Raw genomic sequence first — 21,523 nt, forward strand, 5'->3', positions numbered from 1 at the left:
CATGAGCGGAGCACTTGCGGGCCTTAAGGTCCTGGATTTTTCAACCCTGTTGCCCGGGCCTTATGCCACCATGATGCTGGCGGATATGGGAGCTGAGGTCCTGCGCATAGAATCTCCTACCCGGCCAGACCTGGTAAAGATGCTACCCCCGATGGATGCTGGCACCTCTACATCCCACGCCTACTTGAATCGGGGTAAGGCGTCACTAGCGCTGGATCTAAAACAGGCGCAGGCGGTTGAAATCATCAAGCGCCTGGTGCTTGAGTACGATATCCTGGTGGAGCAGTTTCGTCCCGGGGTGATGGCTCGATTAGGGCTCGATTACGACAGTTTGCGGGCGATCAACCCCCGCTTGATCTACTGCTCTATTACCGGCTACGGGCAGACGGGCCCCTACAAGCATCGTGCAGGTCACGATATCAACTATCTGGCAACGGCGGGTATCAGCAGTTACACCGGACGGCGGGATAGCGGTCCCTGCCCTGTAGGGGTGCAGGTGGCGGATGTGGCGGGGGGAAGCTTCCACGGCACGATGGGAATATTAGCAGCGGTGATCGAGCGGCATAGCAGCGGTGAGGGGCAGGCGATCGACATCAGCATGACCGACGCGAGTTTTGCGATGAACGCGATGGCCGGTGCCGCCCTGCTGGGTGCAGGGGTAGAGGCCGGGTTGGAGGGCACAGTGCTTAATGGGGGGAGTTTCTACGATTACTACCGCACCCGCGATGGGCGTTTTTTCTCGGTGGGTAGCCTCGAACCCCAGTTTATGGCCCAGCTTTGCCACGCCCTGGGTTGCGAGGACTTGGCCGGTCTTGGGCTTTCCCCGGACCCCGGAGTGCAGGCAACCATCAAGCAACGCCTGGTTGAAACGTTTGCTGAGCAGGACTTTTCCTATTGGTGCGAGCGGTTTGCAACACTCGATGCCTGTGTAGAACCTGTGTTGTCTATCGAAGAGGCTAGCGAGCACCCACAGTTAGTGGCCCGGGAAATGGTGATTGAGGTGCCTCGTGAGGACGGTTCGGTGCAGCGTCAGGCTGCCAGTCCGTTGCATTTTTCCCGCAGTGAGTCCAAACCTGATCATGTAGGGGGCGCGCTTGGCCGCGATGGCGAGTCGGTTCTGGCGTCTGTAGGCTACAGCGAAGAGGATATCGCAGCACTGAGGGCAGCCAAGGTGACCCTGTGAAGCGGCATGAGATGTAAAAAACGGCGCATTGCGCCGTTTTTTACATTGTCGAAAGATAGGCCTGATACTACTCCTCCAGTTTGAGGTGGCTGGTGTCGGGCGGTGGTGGGTCATTTTTTGGGGTGGGGTCGACCAGATTTCCCTTCATGGGGCGCAATGACAGGTGACTGGTGTCTGGAGCATCGGGGTCATTGTGATCGTAACTATCTTGCATGTCGGTACCCGCCGCCGCGATATCCCAATCGGGGGTTGCTACTTCAACCTGGGCGCTAGCCGTTCCGACCAGAGCCTGGGCCGGGCGTGCAGTGGAACCTGTTGGGGAGGGCGCAGCATCAAAGGAAGCTTTGCTGGGCGGGGGCGTTGGCGCGGGTTGTTGGGGGGCGTCGAAGTTTGCCTTAACAGGGGTTGGACGGGGTTCGGCTGCTGGGGCTTGTGCAAGGGGGTCAATCCACTCACGTCCGGTCGCCATGTCGAATAGGTGGCCTTGAACACCCGCCTTGTTGAGTGCTTGCAGGTACTTGCGGCCTGCAGTCAGCTCCAGGTTGTTCTTGATAATAACTCGCTGCCCGGAAAACAGCCGATCCAGCTGGCTCTCGTTGGCTTTAAATAAACTGCCAAGGCTCTTTCGCGCCTGAACCGGGTCCGCACCGGCGATTAGCTCGCCGCTAAAGGAAAGTTCGTAGAGCATTGTAGACATGGTGGTGAAGAATCCTTGATTACCTGATGCCTGTTAAATTTACCCTATGTGATAGACCCTTTCCATGTAATGTTTCTCAGGACGTTACCCTGTCCCTGTACTTTTCAGCCTTTATTAAGCGGTAACACCCTGGCATTGCTCTCATTTTTTCGAAGAGCCAATAGTGGGTCTCAGCGACCCGCAGGATCGGGTATCGAAGGTGCGTAATCGCCGTGTCGAGGAATGGTTGCCGGTCTGTGCAGGGAGCCTGTTCGCGGGCTCCTTAACGTTTTCCTGAGCCCTTTTTTCCTTTGCGCGCTCCGGCGCCGCCGTTAGCGGCTGCGGACTTTGCAAACGCAGGTTTCTCCTCAGGGGCCTGATAGAGCAAGTAGAGTTCGGTCAAAACCTGGGGGAGTTGTTGCGCCATATCGGTGACCAGGGATTGGTCAGCAGCCATCGCCGCGAACTCCTCACTCTCATCTTCAAGGAGTCCTGACAACACCAGAAAAGGCAATAACAGCTCACTTGCCAACTCTTCATCACGTTCGTACCAGCTCTCCTCATCGAGAAAATGCGCGGCAATGAAGCCGATACACCAGGCGCGTAGATCCGATTCATCCAGCTCCTCCCCTGCATCGAGTTCACAGGGAAATAGCAGGTCTGTGTCGGAGTAGAGAGTTCGATGAATGCTATCTTTTAACGCAATCAGTTCGTCACAAATAGCAGTGGCGGGGCCGGAATCGGGAATCTCGCCACCGAACAATTCGGTGAGCCACTGGGTATTTTTCAGCGCGTTAGGTGCGATATTTAGGGCCGTGAGGAATCCATGGCTTTCCATCAGATCCAGCGCATCTTCGGGGAGTTGGTCGGAGCCGAAATAGTTTTCCAGTGAAGCGCTGAACGGGCTGTCCTGATTCATGGTAGGTTCCATAGCAGAAAAGCTGCATTGTAGTCTTTGGGGGCTCAATGGGAAAGCGCAAGCCGGTATGCTGATGGAGCCTGCGAACAGCTCCCTGGCAATTCCAGTTGGCGGACCGAAGGGGGCATCAAGGCATCGGGTGGGGGGAACGAATGGGGGTAACGAGGGAGGTTGCGAAAACCTGCTAACACTGGGGCTCGACCGCTTTGATAGCCCTCAGGGTGGGTCCTGAGAGACACATCTGTGTTGTCTGGCCATTGGGCCGTTGGCGGTTCCAGCGTTATAGGGAACACAAGGGAGTGATTCGCAGAGTTTGGGAGTACTTGATAAAGCCCTCGTTGAGCACCATATTATCGAGGGAACCTAACGGATTTTTGGTGGAGTATTGATGAATCAACATCTACTGGTTTTTACCGTAGCGATCACCTGCTGGTATGGCGCTGCGCTCTACTATTCTGCCCCCGATGGGCCGGTTACCGGTGTCGGTGATGAGGGGGCGGGGCAAAGCGCGCCTTATCAAGGGAAGAAACTGCCGGATTTTGCGCAGATTGTCGATGTTGCTGAGAAGAAACGGCGTTTCTTTGATTTTCTTTATCCTTTTATCGTCGATCAAAACCGGTTGCTAACGCAAAAGCGAAGCCGTTTGCTCGCCCTGCGTGGTAAGCCCCTGGACGATAGTGAACTGCGTTGGGTCAGCGACCTTGCCCAGAAGTATCGCCTCTCCTGGCAAGTGGACCAGACGGAGGCAGCCGATGGGGTCGAGGTCCCCCGCGAGGTTCTGGATGAGTTGCTGGTGCGTGTGGATCAAATTCCACCCTCTCTGGTGATGGCCCAGGCGGCCAATGAGTCGGCTTGGGGAACCTCCCGTTTTGCACGCCAAGGTAATAACCTGTTTGGGCAGTGGTGTTTCAGTAAAGGGTGCGGAATCGTGCCAGCGTCCCGCCCGCAGGGCAAGTCCCATGAAGTCCGACGCTTCAAGACAGTGGCCGGGTCGGTGGCGGGCTATTTTCACAACATCAATAGCCAGCCCAGTTACCATGAACTTCGTGAATTACGCAGTAGCTTCCGCCGCGTAGGCAGGGGGCACGAGGCCGGGGAGTGGTTGGCCGAAGGGTTGTTATCCTATTCATCCCGGCGTGAAGAGTACGTGCGTGAAATTCAGGCAATGATTCGCAGCAACCGTTTGGCTGAGTATGATCGTGGCGTATTGGGTAGCTCCCAGTTGGCTCGGGGTGCTGGTGCGGACGGGGCAGGATAGGACGCCAGCGAGGAATCCTCGGGATTGTTGGCAGGCTCCCGAACCTCCTCCTAATGTTGATCGCGGTGGGGTTGTAGTGAAAGAGGGGCTTCAATAGCAGGGTCTCAAGTATATGGATCTGGCGAGAGTCACCTAATGTTGTTTGTTTTACGATCTGTAGTGCTCTGTGCGCTTCTTTCAGGGGGGCTGCCCGCGTTCGCAGCACCTTCGGCAGAGCCATGGCCCCTGTGGGAGGTCTACGATGGCGCCAGTACAGAAACGCTGGACCACCGGCCCTGGCAAGCGTTGCTGGACCACTACCTGTCTGAAGCGTCAACGGGCGAGCGCTTGTTTGCCTACTCCAGGGTGTCTGTATCCGATCGAGAGTTACTGAGTCGTTATCTCGCCTCGATGGCGCAGGTAGACCCCGGGCAGCTGAACAGGGCGCAGCAGTTTGCCTATTGGGTCAATCTCTATAATGCGCTGACGGTGGATCTGATCCTCAAAAATTACCCCCTCGATTCCATTCGTTCGTTGGGAGAGGGCTGGTTCAGTTTTGGTCCCTGGGATGATGAGGTCGTTACTGTTAGGGGGCAGGCGCTGACGCTCAATGACATAGAACACCGTATTTTGCGCCCCGGCTGGGGTGACCCCCGCATTCACTACCTCGTAAACTGTGCCAGCCGTGGCTGCCCGGACTTGCCGGCACAGGCGCTGGACGGTTCCGATAACGAGGCGCAACTCGAAAGCGCAGCGCGTCGTTTTATCAATCAGGATAAGGGGCTGCAGCGGGAGGGCCGCGGAATCAGGGTCTCCAGCATCTATGATTGGTACGCCGTCGATTTTGGTGATCGAGGCGGCCTGATCCAGCACCTTAAACGTTACGCCGGCCCACACCGGCAGCAATGGCTCGTTGCCGGTGTGGAGGTCTCATTTGATTACGACTGGCGTCTCAATGAGTCTCCCTAGAGTGCCACCATAACCCGGTGTGGAGGGTTAGAGATTGACGATATTGACCCGCATTGCATCGGTGACGGCTGCAGTTTCTGTGCCCCCCGTAAACTGGCTCGGCAGCTCGGGCGCGTCAAATGCGGTATCGCCGTCGGTGTAGGGACTTTCCTGGGTCTGCAAGGTTTTAAAGTCAAATAGCTCGGTGTCAGCCATATGGGAGGGGACAATGTTTTGCATCGCCGTGAACATACTTTCGATCCGCCCCGGGAAACGATTATCCCAATCGTTAAGCATCTGCTTTATCGCCTGCCGTTGCAGGTTTTCCTGAGAGCCGCAAAGATTACAGGGAATAATTGGGAACTCTTTGAGCTGAGCGTAGCGAATAAGGTCTTTTTCATGGCAATAAGCCAGCGGGCGAATAACCATCTGCTGACCATCGTCGCTCACCAGCTTGGGGGGCATCGCCTTCATTTTTCCGCCGTAAAACATATTCAGCAGCAGGGTTTCGAGGATATCATCGCGGTGATGGCCGAGGGCGATTTTGGTGGCGCCAAGCTCGGTTGCGGTGCGATAGAGGATACCCCGGCGCAGTCGGGAGCAGAGCGCGCAGGTGGTTTTTCCCTCCGGTACCTTCTCTTTGACGATACTGTAGGTGTCCTCTTCGACGATGCGGTACTCCACACCCAATGACTCCAGGTAATTGGGCAGCACCTCGGCTGGAAACCCGGGTTGCTTCTGGTCCAGGTTGACGGCGACAATGTCGAAGTGAACCGGGGCATATTGTTGCAGGTTGCGCAGGATATCGAGCATGACAAAACTGTCTTTGCCTCCGGATAAGCAGCACATTACCCGGTCGCCATCGGCAATCATGTTGAAGTCGGCAATGGCGCGCCCTACATGGCGTCGCAGGCGCTTGTGCAGTTTGTTCTGATTGACGCTTTTTGCGCTTTCAACGGTAGCAGAGGGCGTTATGGGAGAGGTTGGCATGGTGGCGGAGGGCCTGAAGGTTGGTCTGTTCAAAAGGGCGGCTATTATAGCGGATGCCTCTTGATCAGGTAAGGGCAGGGCAGTGAAGCGGCAAAGGATGATCAATATGGAACACTTTGACAGAATCAGGGAGCGCGCCATCGGGCTCTGGGGCGAACCGGCGCTAGAGGCGCGACTACCGGTCGTGCTACCAACGCAGGCGCTGTTGGCTCTCGATGACAACGATTACCTGTCTGCGATCACGCGCCGGGTTTTTCGCGCGGGGCTAAAGCACTCGATGGTTGACAGTAAATGGCCTGCTTTTGAAGAGGCTTTGTGGGGCTTCAAGGCTCCTGCGCTGGCTTTGCTCAGTGAAGAACAGATTGACCAGCTGATGCAAAATCGTGCCCTGATTCGACATCGGGGCAAGTTGAAAACTATTCCGGTTAATGCCCAGATGGTACTCGATATCGCCCGGGAACACGGCTCTGTGGGGCGTTTTTTGGCGTCCTGGCCGGGAGAGGATGTGGTTGGTTTGTGGCGTTATCTGGCAAAGCGTGGATCTCACCTGGGGGGTGGCTCTGGCGCCGCCTTCCTGCGCATGGTGGGCAAAGATACCTTTATGTTATCCAACGACGTGGTAGCGGCTCTGAAAGTGCAGGCAGTGGTTGATAGAGTGCCTACAGCCCAACGGGATTTAAAACAGGTACAGGAAGCCTTTAACCAATGGCAGGCGCAATCCGGGCGTCCACTGAGTGAAATCAGCATGACGTTGGCGTGCAGTATATCTTCACCCCATTAGTCCAGAGATCCCTGCGTTGATCTGTATCAAGCGGCTTTTCTCCCAGGGAAACTACACTGGGGTCCGGTGGTCTATAGTTTTAGCTTCTTAATTTTCACTACTCACCCTAATCAGGAGTTTTCATGAAGTACGCACAGGTGCGCGAAAGTTTGCTCAAAAAACAGGATGAGCTGGAAGATCGCCTCGGGCGAATCGGGCAGCATCTTACCAAACCTGGAAATCAGGACTGGTCCGAGCAGGCGCAGGAGCGGGAGAATGATGAGGTCCTTGAAGCGATTGGACAGGAGTCCGAGCACGAACTGCATAACATCAAGCTGGCGCTGCGAAGGCTGGATGAAGATGAGTATGAGATTTGCGATAGCTGTGGTGAGACGATCCCCGAGGCACGGCTGATGGCGATGCCCTATACTCGTCACTGTATCGGCTGTGCGGAGCGATTGCAGGGTTAATCGCCCACAGCCCGGCTTTTTGGAGGTACTCCATGCGCACAGGTTTTTGGTTCCTCGTGATGACGCTCTGCTGGAGCGGGTGGGCCAACGCGGCAGACAGTTACGCCATGGAGTTCGTGCTCTATTACGAGGGTAAGCAGGAGGATTACCAGTATCGGAACCGTTTCGATAAACCCTACAGTGCCTTTTCCGGACGGGAAGTCAGCTATGTGAAACACGTCGAAACCAGTATTGCCTCCGATACCGTAGTGACAAACCTGACCTCGGGTAAGGTAGATGACGGGTTCAGGGTTAGTTTTACCCTTAAAAATCCTGCCTTTAATATTCGCCAGTTGGCGACGCTGGAATACACCTTTTCCCGTACGCTGCTGCTGTCCCTGAACGAGCAAGCCAGCGGGGTGCAGGTGCCTGAAACCCGGGTTATGCAGGGTCAGGGCGTCATCGATATTAAACCGGGCGAATCAACCCTGATCCACGAAGATGCCAGCGCCGGCTTTCGGATAGAGGCTCGCTTTACTCCTCATTAGTTTTTGCACGGCGGGCAGAGGCGTTCCACAGCCGCATTAACTGTCCGATACAGCGCTCCAGCAGCTCCGGTGCTTGCTCCATGGCCTGCTCAAGCGAGCAAACGCCATCAACAATACTGTGGATACTGGTAATCCCCTCGGCATGGGTTTGTTCGGCCCCTTCACCTATTTTTCCGACGATCGCAATCACCGGTATCTTGCGTGGGGATGCCATACGGGCCACGCCTACAGGAAGCTTTCCCTCCAGGGTTTGGTAGTTGATCTCACCCTCACCGGTAATGATTAAGTCGTAGTGTTCACGGTCGAGGCGTGCTTCGAATTTGAGGGTGTCGGCGATAATCTTGAACCCTGGTTTCAGGGTGGCGCCCAAGGCAACGGCCAGCCCCGCACCGAGTCCACCGGCGGCACCACTGCCGGGCAGCGAAAAAAACTCGGGAGCGCATTTACAGTGCTGACAAGCAACGCTAGCAAATCGAGCGAGCGCGCTCTCCAGCACCTCCATCTGCTCGCTGCGAGCTCCTTTTTGGGAGGCATAGATGGCGGTAGCGCCGTTTTCACCGAGCAACGGGTTGGCAACGTCACACGCAATGTCGATACGGGCGTCGGCGAGTCGCGGATCCAGCTCGCCTAGATCGATACGGTTCAATAGCAGCAGCCCTTCGGCCCCGGCCGGGATTGGGTCGCCGTTGTGGTCGAGGAGTGTCGCACCCAGCGCGCAGAGCGCACCGGCGCCCGCGTCGTGGGTAGCGCTGCCGCCGATCCCCAGAATGATCTGCTTGCAGCCACGGGAGAGAGCGTCACGGATTAGCTCGCCGGTGCCAAAACTCGTAGTGTGCATGGGGTTGCGTTGGGGCGGAGGCACCAGAGGTAACCCGGAGGCGCTCGCCATTTCGATAATGGCCGTGGCGCCATCGCCGAGAATGCCATAACTGGCTTCAACAGGATCACCCAGTGGCCCCGTTACCGACAGGCTGACCCTGGTGCCTCCGGTATTGGCGATAAGGGCATCAACGGTGCCCTCGCCACCGTCGGCTAAGGGACACCGATGGACGATGGCGTCGGGCAGTTGGGTAAGAATAGCCTCTTGTGCAATGTCGCAAAACAGGGCCGCGCTGAGCGAGCCTTTAAAGGAATCCGGTGCAAGCAGTATCTTCATAAATCAGGGCCTTGAGAATCAGTCCCCTTTTTATCAGTATCCCGCCTGCAAGGCTATGTCAGGAACGCATTAGGCTGCTCGTGTGCGCGGGTGGCAATTCATGAAGCGCGTGCCATCCGGGTCGGTTGGGTGGTAATAATGCCACCAGATGGCAGCCAGGGCTTCGGTATCTGTGGTCTCGATTCCAGCCAGATTTGCTCCGCAGCGTAGGTAATTAAACCACGCGATTGCGGTAGCGTAGGCCAGGTTATAAACCAGTTCCTGATGGGGTTGGCTGAAAAAAAGGCGCTGGCTGGCGAAGCCCCGGACCCGGCTTGCCAACTCGGGAAAATCGACCAGGTAATCGTCCCATACTCTTTGGTGAACTTCCGCTGAGATGCGATAAAGCCCTAACCCACCCTGTTTACCATAAAGCTGTTCCCCCAGGTTGCTCTCGGCTGCAGCCGTGCCAACCAACAGCTGCTGGGCGGCGGCGCTATAGTGGCCGCACAGCTCCAGTGTGGGTTGAATAATATGTTGTCCTAACTGCTCTGCATCAATTCCCATCGGTTCACCCCCCAGTGTCCCTATGAAGCCTGCCGTCGATGATTAAAAGACAATTAAGTTAGCAGGTGAATTTGATTCTAGACTTAAAATGCGCCTCTAACATCCTGTTTTTAAATGTTTTTATTGTTTTTTGGAATGTTTAGTTATGTGCAGAGCGAGTGGTTAGGCGATTTGCCTCTTTAGGGGGAGATGAGTGAACAGGAAGCGGGTGCCAGGGCCGGCATTCAGGTGGCCCCGTTCGAGATTTCTGGCGGGCCTCAGAATGCACAGAGCGTGTAGGTGGGGATGCCCAGGTCTTGTAAGCGCTGGCTGCCGCCGAGGTCCGGCAGATCGATAATTGCAGCGGCTTCGTAGATGTTGGCGTGAAGTGATTTTACCAGTGATGCGGCGGCACAGAGGGTACCTCCGGTGGCAATCAGATCATCCAGCAGCAGTACGTTGGCACCTGCTGGAATGGCATCTTTGTGCACCTCCAGTATCGCTTGGCCATACTCAATGTCGTAAGCCTCCTGCAGGGTCTGGGCGGGTAACTTTCCCTGTTTTCGAAACAGCACCAGCGGTTTGTTCAGCTCGTAGGCCAGTACCGAACCCAACAGAAAACCACGGGCATCTAGGGCACCGATGTGGGTGATCTCGGACTCAACATAGCGCTGAATCAGGCTGTCGGCCACCATCCGCTGAGCCTTGGGAGAAAGGTAGAGCGGGGTGATGTCGCGGAACGTGACGCCGGGCTTTGGCCAGTCCGGTATCGGGCGTACAAGAGACTTTATAAAAAACTCATCAAAGATCATTCAGTGTTTCCCGGCGGTTAGCCGTTTTGCGCCGCATCTTTGGCTGGATCAAGTAAACGACCGCCCGCGAGGGCACAAAGGCGCTCCGCATCGGTAATATTGATATCCTTTCCATTCGCTTCGATCAGGCCGCTGCGTTGAAAGCGGGTGAATACCCGGCTGACGGTTTCCACCGCGAGACCCAGATAGTTACCCATTTCGTTGCGCGACATCGATAGGCGAAACGCGTGTGAGGAGTACCCTCGACGCCTGAAACGGGCGGAAAGATTGACCAGGAACGTGGCGATGCGCTCATCGGCGTTTTTCTTGCTGAGCAGCAACATCATCTGCTGGTCATCGCGGATACGTCGGCTCATTAGTAGCATCAGCTGTTTTTGCAGCTTGGGCAGTTTGTCCGATAGCTCGTCGAGTTTTTCAAAGGGGATCTCACAGATCATGGTGGTTTCCATCGCTTGTGAGGAGACCGGATAGGTATCTCCATCCATGCCACTGAGTCCCAGTATTTCGCTGGGCAGCTGGAATCCGGTGATCTGCTCTTCACCCTCGTTGGTTGAGGTGTAGGTTTTTAGCGCTCCCGACCGAACGGCGTAGATTGAGGTGAAGGGGTCCCCCTCCAGGAACAGGTGTTCGCCTTTTTTCAGTGGGCGACCGCGCTTGATGATGTCATCGAGCTGGTCGATTTCGTCAATTGCGAGGGCGATAGGCAGGCAGAGAGAACTCAGGCTGCATTCCTTGCAAGCGACGCTATTTACAGTTTTAACGTTGAGTTTAGAGCTCATAAACGGCAGCAGCCCCTTCGAGTGTCAGGTTGTTATCGCAAACATTGTAGGGGAATTCGGTCACAAAACAAAACCAAAGTGCAGCTTCTTTGGTAGCGTCTGTGTAGAGCACCCACTGCGACGGGCTCGGAATGAGAGCATGAGTGGGGAAATAGGGGGGGGTGGCTGTGCCCCAATCGGGGCACAGCTCATTTGAGGTGGCGGCTAGATGACCTTGGAAAAACGTCCCTTATTACTATCATGTCCCAGATAATGATCAAACTGCATGCAGATGTTGCGGATCAGCAGTCGACCACGACCGGTCACCTCGATACCGTTGCTGTCGATGGTGATCAGGTCATCATCGACCATAGGCTGCAACTGCTCGAGTTCTTTTGCGAAATAGTCGCCAAACTGAATCCCCCAGCGCGCTTCAATGGGGGCAAATTCGAGCTGAAAGTGGCAGATTAGCTGCGAGATTACCGCCTGGCGGATAAAGTCGTCTTCGTTCATTACCAGCCCACGCTTGATCGCAAACTCACCGCTTTCGATGCGATTCATATACATCTTGATATCGGCGTGGTTTTGGCTGTAGGAGCCATTCACCTGGCTGATGGAGGAGACGCCCATGCCGACAAGATCGCAGTGGGCATGGGTGGTGTAGCCCTGGAAGTTACGGTGCAGGGTGCCGGACTCCTGGGCGATGGCCAGCTCGTCATCGGGGCGCGCGAAGTGATCCATACCGATATAGGAATAGCCCGCTTGCAGCAGCCTTTCGGTAGTGTTTTGCATGATCGCCAGCTTCTCGGTTGAGGAGGGCAGGTCTTCAGCGTTGATGCGGCGCTGGGGCATAAAACGCTCGGGCAGGTGGGCGTAATTGAATACCGACAGGCGATCAGGCGAGATCTCGATCACCCGCTCAAGGGTTTTCATAAAGCTGGCTTCGGTCTGGAACGGCAGGCCGTAGATCAGATCGATGTTGATAGACTGGAACTGCAGGGCGCGGGAAGCATCGATGATAGCGATGGTATCGGCTTCGGATTGCTCGCGGTTCACCGCCTTTTGTACTTTGGGGTCGAGATCCTGCACGCCGAGGCTGCAGCGGTTAAAGCCCATTTCTCGTAGGGCATTCATGGTGGCCCAGTCGGCTTCGCGCGGATCAATCTCGATGGAGAAATCGCCCTTGCTTTCATCCACAAGATTGAAATGCTGGCGGGTTTTGGCCATCAACGCTTGCATCTGCTCGATACTGAGGAACGTTGGGGTACCGCCGCCCCAGTGCAACTGTTCAACGGTCTGCTTGGTACTGAAAAGCTCTGCTTGCATCTCAATTTCACGGTGCAGGAGCTCCAGATAGGGGATCGCCTTGGTGCGATCCTTGGTAATCACCTTGTTGCAGCCGCAGTAGTAGCAGACATGAGTACAAAACGGGAGGTGGAAGTAGAGCGACAGGGGCGTATTCTTTTCTACGCTCTGCGCAGCGGCATCGCGGTACTCTTTGATGCTGAACAGTTCATGGAACTGGACGGCAGTAGGGTAGGAGGTGTAACGAGGACCGGCGCCTTCGTAGCGCTTTATCAGGTCGAGATCCCAAACCAGCTTGTTGCTCATTGAATGTCCACTTTCAGTCGTTAGTGTCATGGGGTGTACGACGACTTGAGTCATCGCTGTGATTAGACGCAAAGTCTAGCCACTGGTTCCGCTAATTGTGTTGATACTCATCAACTGCCAGCGGGCATCTGCTGAAACAGTTGTGTTAACCATTGTTGGTGAGGACCCGGCAGGGTCCAGAGGCCAAATACGATGACCAGCATACCAGCAAGACCCCGAGTTGTCTGGTTCCGCATCACATGAGTGATGCGGGATGAGACCAGTCCCGCAGTCAGCAGTAAGGGTAACGTACCGGCACCAAAAGCAAGCATCAGTAACGCAGAGTTGAGTGCGCTGCCCTGGGTTGCGGTCCAGATCAGGGTGCTATAGACCAGCCCGCAGGGTAACCAGCCCCAGAGGGCTCCGAGCAACAGCGCCGAACCCGGTGTACGCACGGGGAGCAGGCGGCTGGCATAGGGCGCCAGCGGTTTCCACAGTAGGCCGCCGAGCCGCTCTATCGCAACCAGTCCACGCCACCAGTTGGCGAGGTAGAGTCCCATGGCAATCAGCAGGAGCCCCGCCACTGTGCGCATGCCGATAATGACTGTGCTGCCCTGTTGCTGTAACGCCCATCCGAGGCTGCCCATTAACGCGCCGGCGATGGTGTAACTGGTGATGCGGCCGATATTATAACCCAGCACGATCGGCAGCAGGCGCTGTGGGGTGGCGTTGGGAACTCCCGAACCGAGCGCTGCCATGATTCCCCCGCACATGCCGATGCAGTGGGCGCCTCCGAAGATGCCCAGGGTGAATGCGGTGATTAGCAGGGGTATCTCAATCATCGCGGGTGTCGTCTACTGACGGTGCCCCGGGTGCAGTATCTGCCGGTGGTTTCTCTCCAGTGGCCGATTCGGCAGGGTGGGAGGGCAGTTCATCATCAAACAGGATGCTGTGGGCGGGGCCTTCGAGGTCGTCGAACTGACCGTTGTCTACCGCCCAGAAAAAGATCCACACGCCCAGTCCTACGAATAGCAGTGCAATGGGTATCAGCAGGTAAATCGATTCCACAGCGGGCTCCGTGAGTTATTGAGGGGGCGTGCCGGGGGATCCCCGGCCGAGGCGCAAAGCATTACCAACCACCACCAGTGAACTGGTCGCCATACCAATAGCCGCCATCCAGGGGGCGAGCACTCCGCTGGCAGCGAGGGGCAACGCCAACAGATTATAACCCAGCGCCCAGGCGATGTTTTCGCGGATGATTGTTCGAGTTTTTCTGGCGCTGCTGAGGGCGTCGATGATCTGCTCCAGGTTTGCGGACATGAGCACCATATCTGCGTTGGTTTTGGCCAGGTCAGAGGCGCTGCCCATGGCGATGGAGATGTCGGCGGCGGCCAGTACCGGCACATCGTTGATACCATCCCCGACCATCAGTATGCGGGCGCCGCTGCGCTGTAGCTGCTGCAGATGCGCCAGTTTGATGTCGGGGGTTGCGGAATCCAGCGCGAAAGGGATATCCAGTTGCTCGGCCATGGATTGAACAACCTGTGTAGAATCACCGCTCAGTAGCTCGACGTGATAGCCGCTGCGCCGAAGGGCGGAGAGTGTCGGGGCCGCTTCCGGGCGCAGTTGGTCATTAAGCCGAAACCAGCACAGAGGTGTCCCATCGCACGCGAGCAGAAGCCATTGACCCTCCTCTCTCGGGGGAGTAGGTGCCGTACCGTCGTTACCCGCAAACGATGGCGTTCCCAGTCTGTAGCGTGCGCCGTTGATCTCCCCCTCTACCCCGCAACCGGTAACGTGCTGTAGTTGCCCCGCGGCGGCGATGCCAGAACGTTGAAATACCCGTGCGATGGGGTGCTCCGATTCAGCTTCCAGTTGCGCCGCAAGCATCAGACAGTGCTCCTGATTGTGGTGCGTCAGCGGCACAGTCTCCTCAAGGCTGAGTTTTCCCCGGGTCAGCGTGCCGGTTTTATCGAACAGAATATGGGTGACACCGTTCAACCCCTCCAAAACGTGTCCCCGGGTTACTAGCAGACCTCGGCTATGGAGGTAGCCCGTTGCGGCGGTAAGGGCGGTCGGGGTTGCAAGGGAGAGGGCGCAGGGGCAGGTAACTACCAGCACCGATAAAGTGATCCAGAAAGCGTCGCCGGGGGCACGCAGGTACCAGAATAGGAACACCCCGAGTGCGGTCATGAGGACGGCGGCCACAAACCAGCTGGCCACGGTGTCCGCAATTCGCGCGGCCTTGGGTTTCTCCTGTTGGGCTCTGTCCAGCAGGCGCACGATGGCCGACAGGCGGGTGTCGGTGCCAATATGGGTAATTTCGACCAGTAAGCTATTTTCGGCGTTAGCGCTGCCTGCAATCACGGAATCACCAGGCTCCTTGCGAACTGGCAGGTACTCACCGGTCAGGGCTGACTCATCGACGCTGCTGCAACCTTGCAATACGACGCCGTCGGCAGGAATATTCTGCCCGGGGCCGACACGGATTTGATCACCCTCGGCCAGTTCTCCGATGGCGATGCGCTCCTCCCCCTGTGCACAAACCCTGATGGTGCTGGCAGGTAGCAGGCTCAGGAGTGCGTTACCACTGAGGTTGGTGCGGTGACGGGCCCGCATCTCCAGAAAGCGCCCGAGCAGTAGCAAAAAGGTGAACATGCAGACCGAGTCAAAGTAGACTTCGCCGCCGCCGAACAGCATCGCCCAGCTGCTGGCCAGGTAGGCCCCCCCGATGGCGATCGAGACCGGCACGTCCATGCTCAGGTGGCGGGTCTTTATATCTCGCCAGGTGGCTTCGAAAAACGGTCGCGCAGCGTAAAACACCACGGGCGTTGCGACAATGAAGCTGACCCAGCGCAGGAAGTCCCGATGAACCGCTTCCATCCCCTGCATGGCGCCGGCGTAGAGCGCTATGGCGTACATCATCACCTGCATCATCCCGATGCCGCTGACGGCAAGGCGCCGGATAGCGAGCCGGTTTTCGCGCCGGACGATAGCGTCTTGCTGGCTCGGCAGGTAGGGGTGGGGTCGATACCCTATGGCGGCGATACGTTCGAGCAGATGACTCAATTTAAGATCGGCGGGGTGCCAGCGGATGTTGGCCTGATGGGTGCTGAGGTTGACGGTCGCGGACTCTACCGCGTCAAACTGGTTTAACTGCTGCTCCAGCAGCCAGATGCACGCCGCACAGGTAATTCCCTCGATAATCAGGGTGGCCTGCAGGGAGCCATCTTCGTGGGCGTGAACAAAGCCTTTTTGCAATGAGGGGTGGTCGTAGAGCCTCAGCTCCTCGCGATAGTCATCGGCAACGGGCTCCGGCGTTATGGCCAGACTCGAACGGTAGCGATAGTAGTTTCCCAGTCCGCCCTGATCGATCGCTTCGGCCACCACCTTGCACCCCATGCAGCACATGGGTTGAAGCTGACCCGATATGCTGGCCTCAAGGCGGGGGCCGCCGCGGGTGGATTCGCCGCAGTGGTAGCAACAGGCTGAGTGCTCAGCCATTGTTAGCAGGTAATCATCACAATCAGGAGCCGAAATAACCGATCTGGAAGCGGTTTCCCGCCTCGATATGCTGCTGGGACTCGATTAACCAGCCCTTTTCGGAGGGCTTGTAGGAGTCTTGTGTCTCGATGGTCTCCAGATGAACGTAGCGCCGACCCTTTATCTGCTGCGTTAACTGGCCAATGTAGCGGCCGGGTGCAATCTGTCGAATGTCGATAACCTGATCCTGACTGGCCAGAGTGGGGGAGAGGAAGCTCAGGCGTAACACCGAAGGTAACAGGTCATCCTTGCCGCCGACCTGAAGCGCTACCTCGCCGGTAAGCTCGTCGATCGTAACGGTGGCCCCGATCTCCAGTGCTTCAGCGCGCTGATTGCGGGCGATAACTTGGTTGATCGCCTTGCCGTCCCGGTAATACTCATCTTTGACCAGGCTGTCCTGGTGCGTGAAGGCGACGATGAGCATCGTCGTACCCAGGCAGACCGATGCCATGGGAATACCGACGATAAACCAGAACCAGCCTTGGCGATACCAGGGGGCTACCGCTTCGTGGGTCTCTTGCAACGGGGTGTGATTCATAAGGTATTGCTCATAGTACGGCACATAATGGAGTGGCTGGCCGGTTCGCTCTCGGCTCGATAGGGTGCAGTCATCATAGATTGGTAGGGCCGATAAACCGACTCTCCTGTTTGCCCGCAACACGGTTGTCGTCGACAGAGATCACCTCAAACTGGATATCGGCGGTGCGAGTGGTGATCTGCTGTGGGTCGACCTGCAAGCGCACAGGCACCGAAGCGACATCACCGGAGCGCACCAGTACGGTCTCCTCACCCTCATAACCCAGCCCCTTAAGACCACTTGCGGTGATCTGGAAGTGGTGGTCGCGCCCATCCATATTGGCGATTTTGAGGGTGTAGACGTTTTCAATCATGCCCTGGCTGGTTTCGCTGAAGAGACTGTTGCGATCGCGCAATACCTCCATCGACAGCGGTATACGGGTATTGAGGGTATAGGTCACCATCCCGATCATAACCAGCAGCACGGCCAGGTATCCGATCAGGCGTGGACGCATGATGTTGGTTTTACCCCCGTCAAGGTTGTGTTCGGTGGTGTAGCTGACCAGTCCCCGGGGGTACTCCATTTTGTCCATGATCTCATCACAGGCATCGATGCAGGCGGCGCAGCCGATGCATTCGTACTGTAGGCCATCGCGGATATCGATACCTACCGGGCAGACATGGACGCATACCTTGCAGTCGATACAGTCGCCGAGACCCTGCTCCTTGTAGTCGGCTTCCTTGCGCCTGGGGCCACGGGCCTCTCCTCGCGAGGGGTCGTAGGAGACAATAAGGGTATCCTGGTCAAACATGACCGACTGGAAACGCGCATAGGGGCACATATAGATACATACCTGTTCACGCAGGAAGCCGGCGTTGACGTAGGTACAAACGGTGAAAAACAAAATCCAGAATACTGCCCAGGAGTTTATGTCCAGCATCAACAGGCCGGGGACCAGGTCTCTGATAGGGGTGAAGTAACCGACGAAAGTGACTCCGGTGGCGAAAGCAACCACGAACCAGATGGCGTGCTTGGCACCTTTACGCAGAAACTTGTTGGCGCTCATCGGCTCCTGGTCGAGCTTGATGCGGCGGTTTCGCTCACCTTCGGTGACCTTTTCGGCCCACATGTAGATCCAGGTATAGACGCTTTGGGGGCAGGTATAGCCGCACCAGATTCGACCGGCCAGTACCGTAATAAAAAACAGGCCAAAGGCGCAGATGATCAGCAGCCAGGAGAGGAGCATAAAGTCCTGGGGCCAGAAAGTGGTGCCGAACAGGTGAAATTTTCGCGCAGGAAGATCCCACAGTATGATCTGCTCACCGTTCCAGTTGACCCAGGCCAGGCCAAAATAGAGCAGAAACAGAAACCAGCCACCGACCAGTCGAAGGTTGCGGAAGATTCCCTTAAACGAGCGGGTGTAGATCTGCTCCCTTTTTTGATAAAGATCCACAACCTCAATGGTCTCGACAGGATCTTTACCAGTTTCCTTAGGGTCTACAGGTGTATTCATTGGGCATCCAGACTAAAGCGATCAAAGGCCCTGATGGGCAAAATCGAGTGAGGAGAGTGTACCGGTTTTCCATAACGCTGTGCATTCACGCTGCGCAATAATTCTCGCATTGCGTATTGAAGCCGTGTGTCGGGCGTGTTTTTGCCACAGCGTTATGAAAAACCGGCTGCCCATGAAGGGCAGCCGGAAAACTTTACTTATTCGACAGGCTATAGATGTAAGCAGAGACGAGGTGAACCTTGTCTTCCCCTAGAATATCGTTCCAGGGAGGCATTACACCGTTACGACCGTTACGGATGGTATACGCCACACGGGCGGGTGATGAGCCGTAGAGCCACACGTTATCCGCGAGGTTCGGTGCACCCAGCGCCTGGTTGCCTTCGCCGGCAGCGCCGTGACAGGCCGCGCACGTCGCGTCAAAGACCTTCTTGCCTGCGGCCATTTGGGCTGCATCGGCGTTTACCTCAAGACCACTGAGCGAGCGCACGTAAGCCGTTACATTGGTAACGCCCTGATCGCCAATCACTGCACCCCAAGCCGGCATTTGACCTTTGCGGCCGTCGCTCACAGACGCCTTGATTGCGGTAGCGGAGCCACCGTAAAGCCATGCGCCGTCGGTCAGGTTGGGGAAGCCGAACGCGCCGCGGGCGTCAGAACCGTGGCACAGTGCGCAGTTGTTGGCAAAGATGCGCTGTCCCATCTGCACCGCTTGTTCGTTTTTGGCCGCATCCTCGACGGACATAACCCGGAACTTCGCGTAGATCGGGCCATACAGCTCCTCGGCCTCCTGCATCTCCTCCTCGTACTGGCCTATCTGTGTCCAGCCGCCAATACCGGGAAAACTTCCCATGCCGGGGTAGTAGATAAGGTAGCCGACGGCGAAAACGATGGTGGCCACAAACATCTGGAACCACCAGCCGGGCAGGGGATTGTCATACTCTTCAATGCCATCGTAGCTGTGACCGGTAGTTTTTCCGCTACCGAGGGTCGAAGTACGGTTGGCAAATAGAATCCAGGTGACCAGCGCGACACACGCGGTGGTCAGCAGAATGATCCACCAACTCCAGAAACTAGTCATGATTTCTTCTCCTGATCAGAGTTATTCAGTGCGTCTGGATCGTCTGCAAAGGGCAAGTTGGCCGCTTCGTCAAAGTCCTTTTTCTTGCCGGAGCTATAGGCCCAAAGAACGAGTCCAATGAACGCAAGCAGTGCAAAAACAGTAGCCAGACCACGTAATGTATTGATGTCCAATGTCGTTACCGCTTCTGAGTGATGACGGTGCCAAGGTTCTGCAGGTAGGCGACCATCGCATCGAGCTCGGTCTTGCCACGTACAGCATCGGCGGCGCCAGCGATGTCTTCATCGGTATAGGGAACACCGACAGCGCGCAACGCTTCCATCTTGGCGGCGGTGTACTTACCGGTGAGTTTATTCTCAGCCAGGAAGGGGTACGCCGGCATGATAGAGGCCGGAACCACATCACGGGGGTTGATCAGGTGAGCTCTTTGCCAGTCATCGGAGTAACGCTGACCAACGCGGGCAAGGTCCGGTCCGGTGCGCTTTGAGCCCCACAGGAAGGGGTGCTCGTAGACGCTTTCACCGGCCACGGAGTAATGACCGTAGCGCTCGGTTTCAGCTCGGAAGGGGCGAATCATCTGCGAGTGGCAGCCAACGCAGCCTTCCCTGATGTAGATATCGCGACCTTCGAGTTGCAGTGCATTGTGAGGCTTGAGGCCGTCAACCGGCTGGGTGGTCTCATCCTGGAAAAACAGGGGGACGATCTCAACCAGAGCGCCAAAGCTGATGGCGACGATCATGCCTACGATCATCAAGCCAATATTTTTTTCGACGATTTCGTGATTCATTGTTCTGTTCCCCTTACGCCATCTGCGCTGCAGCGTTCGCTTTGACCGGATCGGCATTGCGGACGGTAAGCCAGGTGTTGTAAGCCATCAAAAACATGCCTAGCAGGAAGAAGGCACCACCGATAGCACGCACGATATATCCAAATTCACTGGCCTGGACCGACTCGATGAAACTGTAGGTCAGGGTGCCGTCGTTGTTGACTGCGCGCCACATCAGGCCTTGAGTGATACCGTTGACCCACATGGAGGCGATATAGAGTACGGTGCCGATTGTGGCTAGCCAGAAGTGAGTGTTGATCAATGACATGCTAGCCATTTGATCCTTACCCCAGAGGCGTGGAATCAAGTGGTAGAGACAGCCAATGGATACCATCGCAACCCATCCCAGCGCACCGGCGTGTACATGACCAATGGTCCAGTCTGTGTAGTGAGAGAGCGCGTTGACGGTCTTGATTGCCATCATCGGGCCTTCAAAGGTGGACATTCCATAGAAGGAGAGTGATACCACCAGGAAGCGCAGCACCGGATCGGTACGCAGCTTATGCCAGGCTCCGCTCAGGGTCATCATGCCGTTGATCATGCCGCCCCAGGAGGGTGCCAGCAGAATCAGGGACATCACCATGCCCAGACTTTGTGCCCAGTCGGGAAGGGCGGTGTAGTGCAAATGGTGTGGACCGGCCCAGATGTAGATGGCAACCAGCGCCCAGAAGTGAACTATGGACAGGCGGTAGGAGTAAACAGGACGGCCTGCTTGCTTGGGCACGAAGTAGTACATCATGCCCAGGAAACCGGCGGTGAGGAAGAAGCCTACTGCGTTGTGGCCATACCACCACTGGATCATGGCATCCTGTGCTCCGGCGTAGATCGAATAGGATTTCCACAAGTTAACCGGGATAGCCATATTGTTAACGATGTGCAGCACGGCAACGGTAAGGATAAACCCACCGAAGAACCAGTTGGCAACGTAGATATGCTTGCTCTTGCGCTTCATAATGGTGCCGAAGAACACAATGGCATAGGAGACCCAGACCAGCGCGATAGCGATGGCAATCGGCCACTCAAGCTCTGCATACTCCTTGGCCTGGGTGATACCCAGGGGCAGGGTAATAGCTGCCGCTACGATGATCGCTTGCCAGCCCCAGAAGGTGAATGCGGCCAGGCCATCGAATACCAGGCGAGCCTGGCAGGTACGCTGCACCACGTAGTAGGAGGTGGCGAACAGGGCGCTACCACCGAAGGCAAAAATAACTGCGTTGGTGTGAAGCGGACGCAAGCGGCCAAAGGTTAGGTAGGGTTCAAAGTTTAACTCGGGGAAAACCAGCTGGGTTGCGATTAACACTCCCACTGCCATTCCAACGATCCCCCAAACGACCGTCATAATGGCAAACTGGCGTACGACCTTATAATTGTAGGACGAAGTATTGGTTACCGTACTCATCTTTCAGGTTCCATCAGTTGCACGTGCTGTTTTGTCATAGCGCCAGCCTGAACGCAGTCCGAGCGTTAGTGCATGCTCATTGTGATTTTATTATGC

General features: G+C 56.3%; 23 protein-coding genes. 6 read left to right on the top strand and 17 right to left on the bottom strand.

Annotated features, from left to right (window positions below; translation table 11 throughout):
- Position 1 precedes the first annotated feature (1 nt).
- The gene (locus tag ACP3PW_RS11405) at positions 2-1,183 is read left to right on the top strand and encodes a CaiB/BaiF CoA transferase family protein (protein WP_426416819.1); all 1,182 of its coding nucleotides are present in this window, start codon (positions 2-4) and stop codon (positions 1,181-1,183) included.
- Between the two features lie 67 nt (positions 1,184-1,250).
- Here the strand turns inward: ACP3PW_RS11405 and ACP3PW_RS11410 are convergent, their stop codons facing one another.
- On the bottom strand, positions 1,251-1,880 hold the full coding sequence (locus tag ACP3PW_RS11410) for a hypothetical protein (RefSeq protein ID WP_426416820.1): 630 nt from the start codon (positions 1,878-1,880) through the stop codon (positions 1,251-1,253).
- Between the two features lie 262 nt (positions 1,881-2,142).
- The gene (locus ACP3PW_RS11415) at positions 2,143-2,778 is read right to left on the bottom strand and encodes a YecA family protein (RefSeq protein ID WP_426416821.1); all 636 of its coding nucleotides are present in this window, start codon (positions 2,776-2,778) and stop codon (positions 2,143-2,145) included.
- Between the two features lie 388 nt (positions 2,779-3,166).
- Here ACP3PW_RS11415 and ACP3PW_RS11420 point away from each other — a divergent pair, with 388 nt between their 5' ends.
- Positions 3,167-4,036, top strand: a complete 870-nt coding sequence (locus ACP3PW_RS11420) for a glucosaminidase domain-containing protein (RefSeq protein ID WP_426416822.1) — start codon at positions 3,167-3,169, stop codon at positions 4,034-4,036.
- A 135-nt stretch (positions 4,037-4,171) separates the two neighbouring features.
- The gene (locus tag ACP3PW_RS11425) at positions 4,172-4,984 is read left to right on the top strand and encodes a DUF547 domain-containing protein (RefSeq protein WP_426416823.1); all 813 of its coding nucleotides are present in this window, start codon (positions 4,172-4,174) and stop codon (positions 4,982-4,984) included.
- A 27-nt stretch (positions 4,985-5,011) separates the two neighbouring features.
- On the opposite strand, the gene ttcA is transcribed toward ACP3PW_RS11425, so the two are convergent.
- Complete coding sequence (gene ttcA / locus ACP3PW_RS11430; protein WP_426416824.1) at positions 5,012-5,953, bottom strand: tRNA 2-thiocytidine(32) synthetase TtcA; 942 nt, start codon at positions 5,951-5,953, stop codon at positions 5,012-5,014.
- Between the two features lie 106 nt (positions 5,954-6,059).
- On the opposite strand from ttcA, the gene ACP3PW_RS11435 reads away from it, so the two are divergent.
- The 3 genes from ACP3PW_RS11435 (at position 6,060) to ACP3PW_RS11445 (ending at position 7,710) form a co-directional block, all read left to right on the top strand.
- On the top strand, positions 6,060-6,734 hold the full coding sequence (locus ACP3PW_RS11435) for a DNA-3-methyladenine glycosylase I (protein ID WP_426416825.1): 675 nt from the start codon (positions 6,060-6,062) through the stop codon (positions 6,732-6,734).
- Positions 6,735-6,856: 122 nt separating this feature from the next.
- The gene (locus ACP3PW_RS11440; RefSeq protein WP_426416826.1) at positions 6,857-7,183 is read left to right on the top strand and encodes a TraR/DksA family transcriptional regulator; all 327 of its coding nucleotides are present in this window, start codon (positions 6,857-6,859) and stop codon (positions 7,181-7,183) included.
- Between the two features lie 32 nt (positions 7,184-7,215).
- Entirely contained in the window at positions 7,216-7,710 is a 495-nt protein-coding gene (locus tag ACP3PW_RS11445; protein WP_426416827.1) for a hypothetical protein, read from the top strand.
- Here ACP3PW_RS11445 and ACP3PW_RS11450 read toward each other — a convergent pair.
- The 14 genes from ACP3PW_RS11450 to ccoN all read right to left on the bottom strand — a co-directional run bounded on the left by ACP3PW_RS11450 (position 7,697) and on the right by ccoN (position 21,427).
- Positions 7,697-8,866: a glycerate kinase gene (locus ACP3PW_RS11450; protein ID WP_426416828.1), complete on the bottom strand. Its 1,170-nt coding sequence runs from the start codon at positions 8,864-8,866 to the stop codon at positions 7,697-7,699. The genes ACP3PW_RS11445 and ACP3PW_RS11450 overlap by 14 nt on opposite strands.
- A gap of 69 nt (positions 8,867-8,935) precedes the next feature.
- Positions 8,936-9,412 (bottom strand): hypothetical protein, encoded by a 477-nt coding sequence (locus ACP3PW_RS11455; RefSeq protein ID WP_426416829.1) that lies wholly within the window; start codon positions 9,410-9,412, stop codon positions 8,936-8,938.
- Between the two features lie 257 nt (positions 9,413-9,669).
- Positions 9,670-10,203 carry an adenine phosphoribosyltransferase gene (locus ACP3PW_RS11460; RefSeq protein ID WP_426416830.1) on the bottom strand — a complete coding sequence of 178 codons (534 nt, stop codon included), beginning with the start codon at positions 10,201-10,203 and terminating at the stop codon, positions 9,670-9,672.
- A 17-nt stretch (positions 10,204-10,220) separates the two neighbouring features.
- On the bottom strand, positions 10,221-10,982 hold the full coding sequence (gene fnr, locus ACP3PW_RS11465; protein WP_426416831.1) for a fumarate/nitrate reduction transcriptional regulator Fnr: 762 nt from the start codon (positions 10,980-10,982) through the stop codon (positions 10,221-10,223).
- A 204-nt stretch (positions 10,983-11,186) separates the two neighbouring features.
- Positions 11,187-12,572: an oxygen-independent coproporphyrinogen III oxidase gene (gene hemN, locus ACP3PW_RS11470; RefSeq protein ID WP_426416832.1), complete on the bottom strand. Its 1,386-nt coding sequence runs from the start codon at positions 12,570-12,572 to the stop codon at positions 11,187-11,189.
- A 110-nt stretch (positions 12,573-12,682) separates the two neighbouring features.
- On the bottom strand, positions 12,683-13,393 hold the full coding sequence (locus tag ACP3PW_RS11475; RefSeq protein WP_426416833.1) for a sulfite exporter TauE/SafE family protein: 711 nt from the start codon (positions 13,391-13,393) through the stop codon (positions 12,683-12,685).
- Complete coding sequence (ccoS, locus tag ACP3PW_RS11480) at positions 13,386-13,619, bottom strand: cbb3-type cytochrome oxidase assembly protein CcoS (protein ID WP_426416834.1); 234 nt, start codon at positions 13,617-13,619, stop codon at positions 13,386-13,388. Before ccoS ends, ACP3PW_RS11475 begins: the two co-directional genes overlap by 8 nt.
- 15 nt (positions 13,620-13,634) lie before the next feature.
- On the bottom strand, positions 13,635-16,055 hold the full coding sequence (locus tag ACP3PW_RS11485; RefSeq protein WP_426416835.1) for a heavy metal translocating P-type ATPase: 2,421 nt from the start codon (positions 16,053-16,055) through the stop codon (positions 13,635-13,637).
- Positions 16,056-16,077: 22 nt separating this feature from the next.
- Positions 16,078-16,632, bottom strand: coding sequence for a FixH family protein (locus ACP3PW_RS11490; RefSeq protein ID WP_426416836.1), 555 nt, complete (start codon positions 16,630-16,632; stop codon positions 16,078-16,080).
- 73 nt (positions 16,633-16,705) lie between these two features.
- Positions 16,706-18,124: a cytochrome c oxidase accessory protein CcoG gene (gene ccoG / locus ACP3PW_RS11495; RefSeq protein ID WP_426416837.1), complete on the bottom strand. Its 1,419-nt coding sequence runs from the start codon at positions 18,122-18,124 to the stop codon at positions 16,706-16,708.
- Positions 18,125-18,317: 193 nt separating this feature from the next.
- Positions 18,318-19,202 (bottom strand): cytochrome-c oxidase, cbb3-type subunit III, encoded by an 885-nt coding sequence (ccoP, locus tag ACP3PW_RS11500; RefSeq protein ID WP_426416838.1) that lies wholly within the window; start codon positions 19,200-19,202, stop codon positions 18,318-18,320.
- Entirely contained in the window at positions 19,199-19,375 is a 177-nt protein-coding gene (locus ACP3PW_RS11505) for a cbb3-type cytochrome oxidase subunit 3 (protein ID WP_426416839.1), read from the bottom strand. Before ACP3PW_RS11505 ends, ccoP begins: the two co-directional genes overlap by 4 nt.
- Before the next feature lie 5 nt (positions 19,376-19,380).
- Positions 19,381-19,989 (bottom strand): cytochrome-c oxidase, cbb3-type subunit II, encoded by a 609-nt coding sequence (gene ccoO, locus ACP3PW_RS11510; protein ID WP_426416840.1) that lies wholly within the window; start codon positions 19,987-19,989, stop codon positions 19,381-19,383.
- 13 nt (positions 19,990-20,002) lie between these two features.
- Entirely contained in the window at positions 20,003-21,427 is a 1,425-nt protein-coding gene (gene ccoN / locus ACP3PW_RS11515; protein ID WP_426416841.1) for a cytochrome-c oxidase, cbb3-type subunit I, read from the bottom strand.
- Positions 21,428-21,523 lie beyond the last annotated feature (96 nt).

The organism is Aestuariirhabdus sp. LZHN29 (genome assembly GCF_049985285.1).
In the GTDB taxonomy this organism is placed as follows: Bacteria; Pseudomonadota; Gammaproteobacteria; order Pseudomonadales; family Aestuariirhabdaceae; genus Aestuariirhabdus.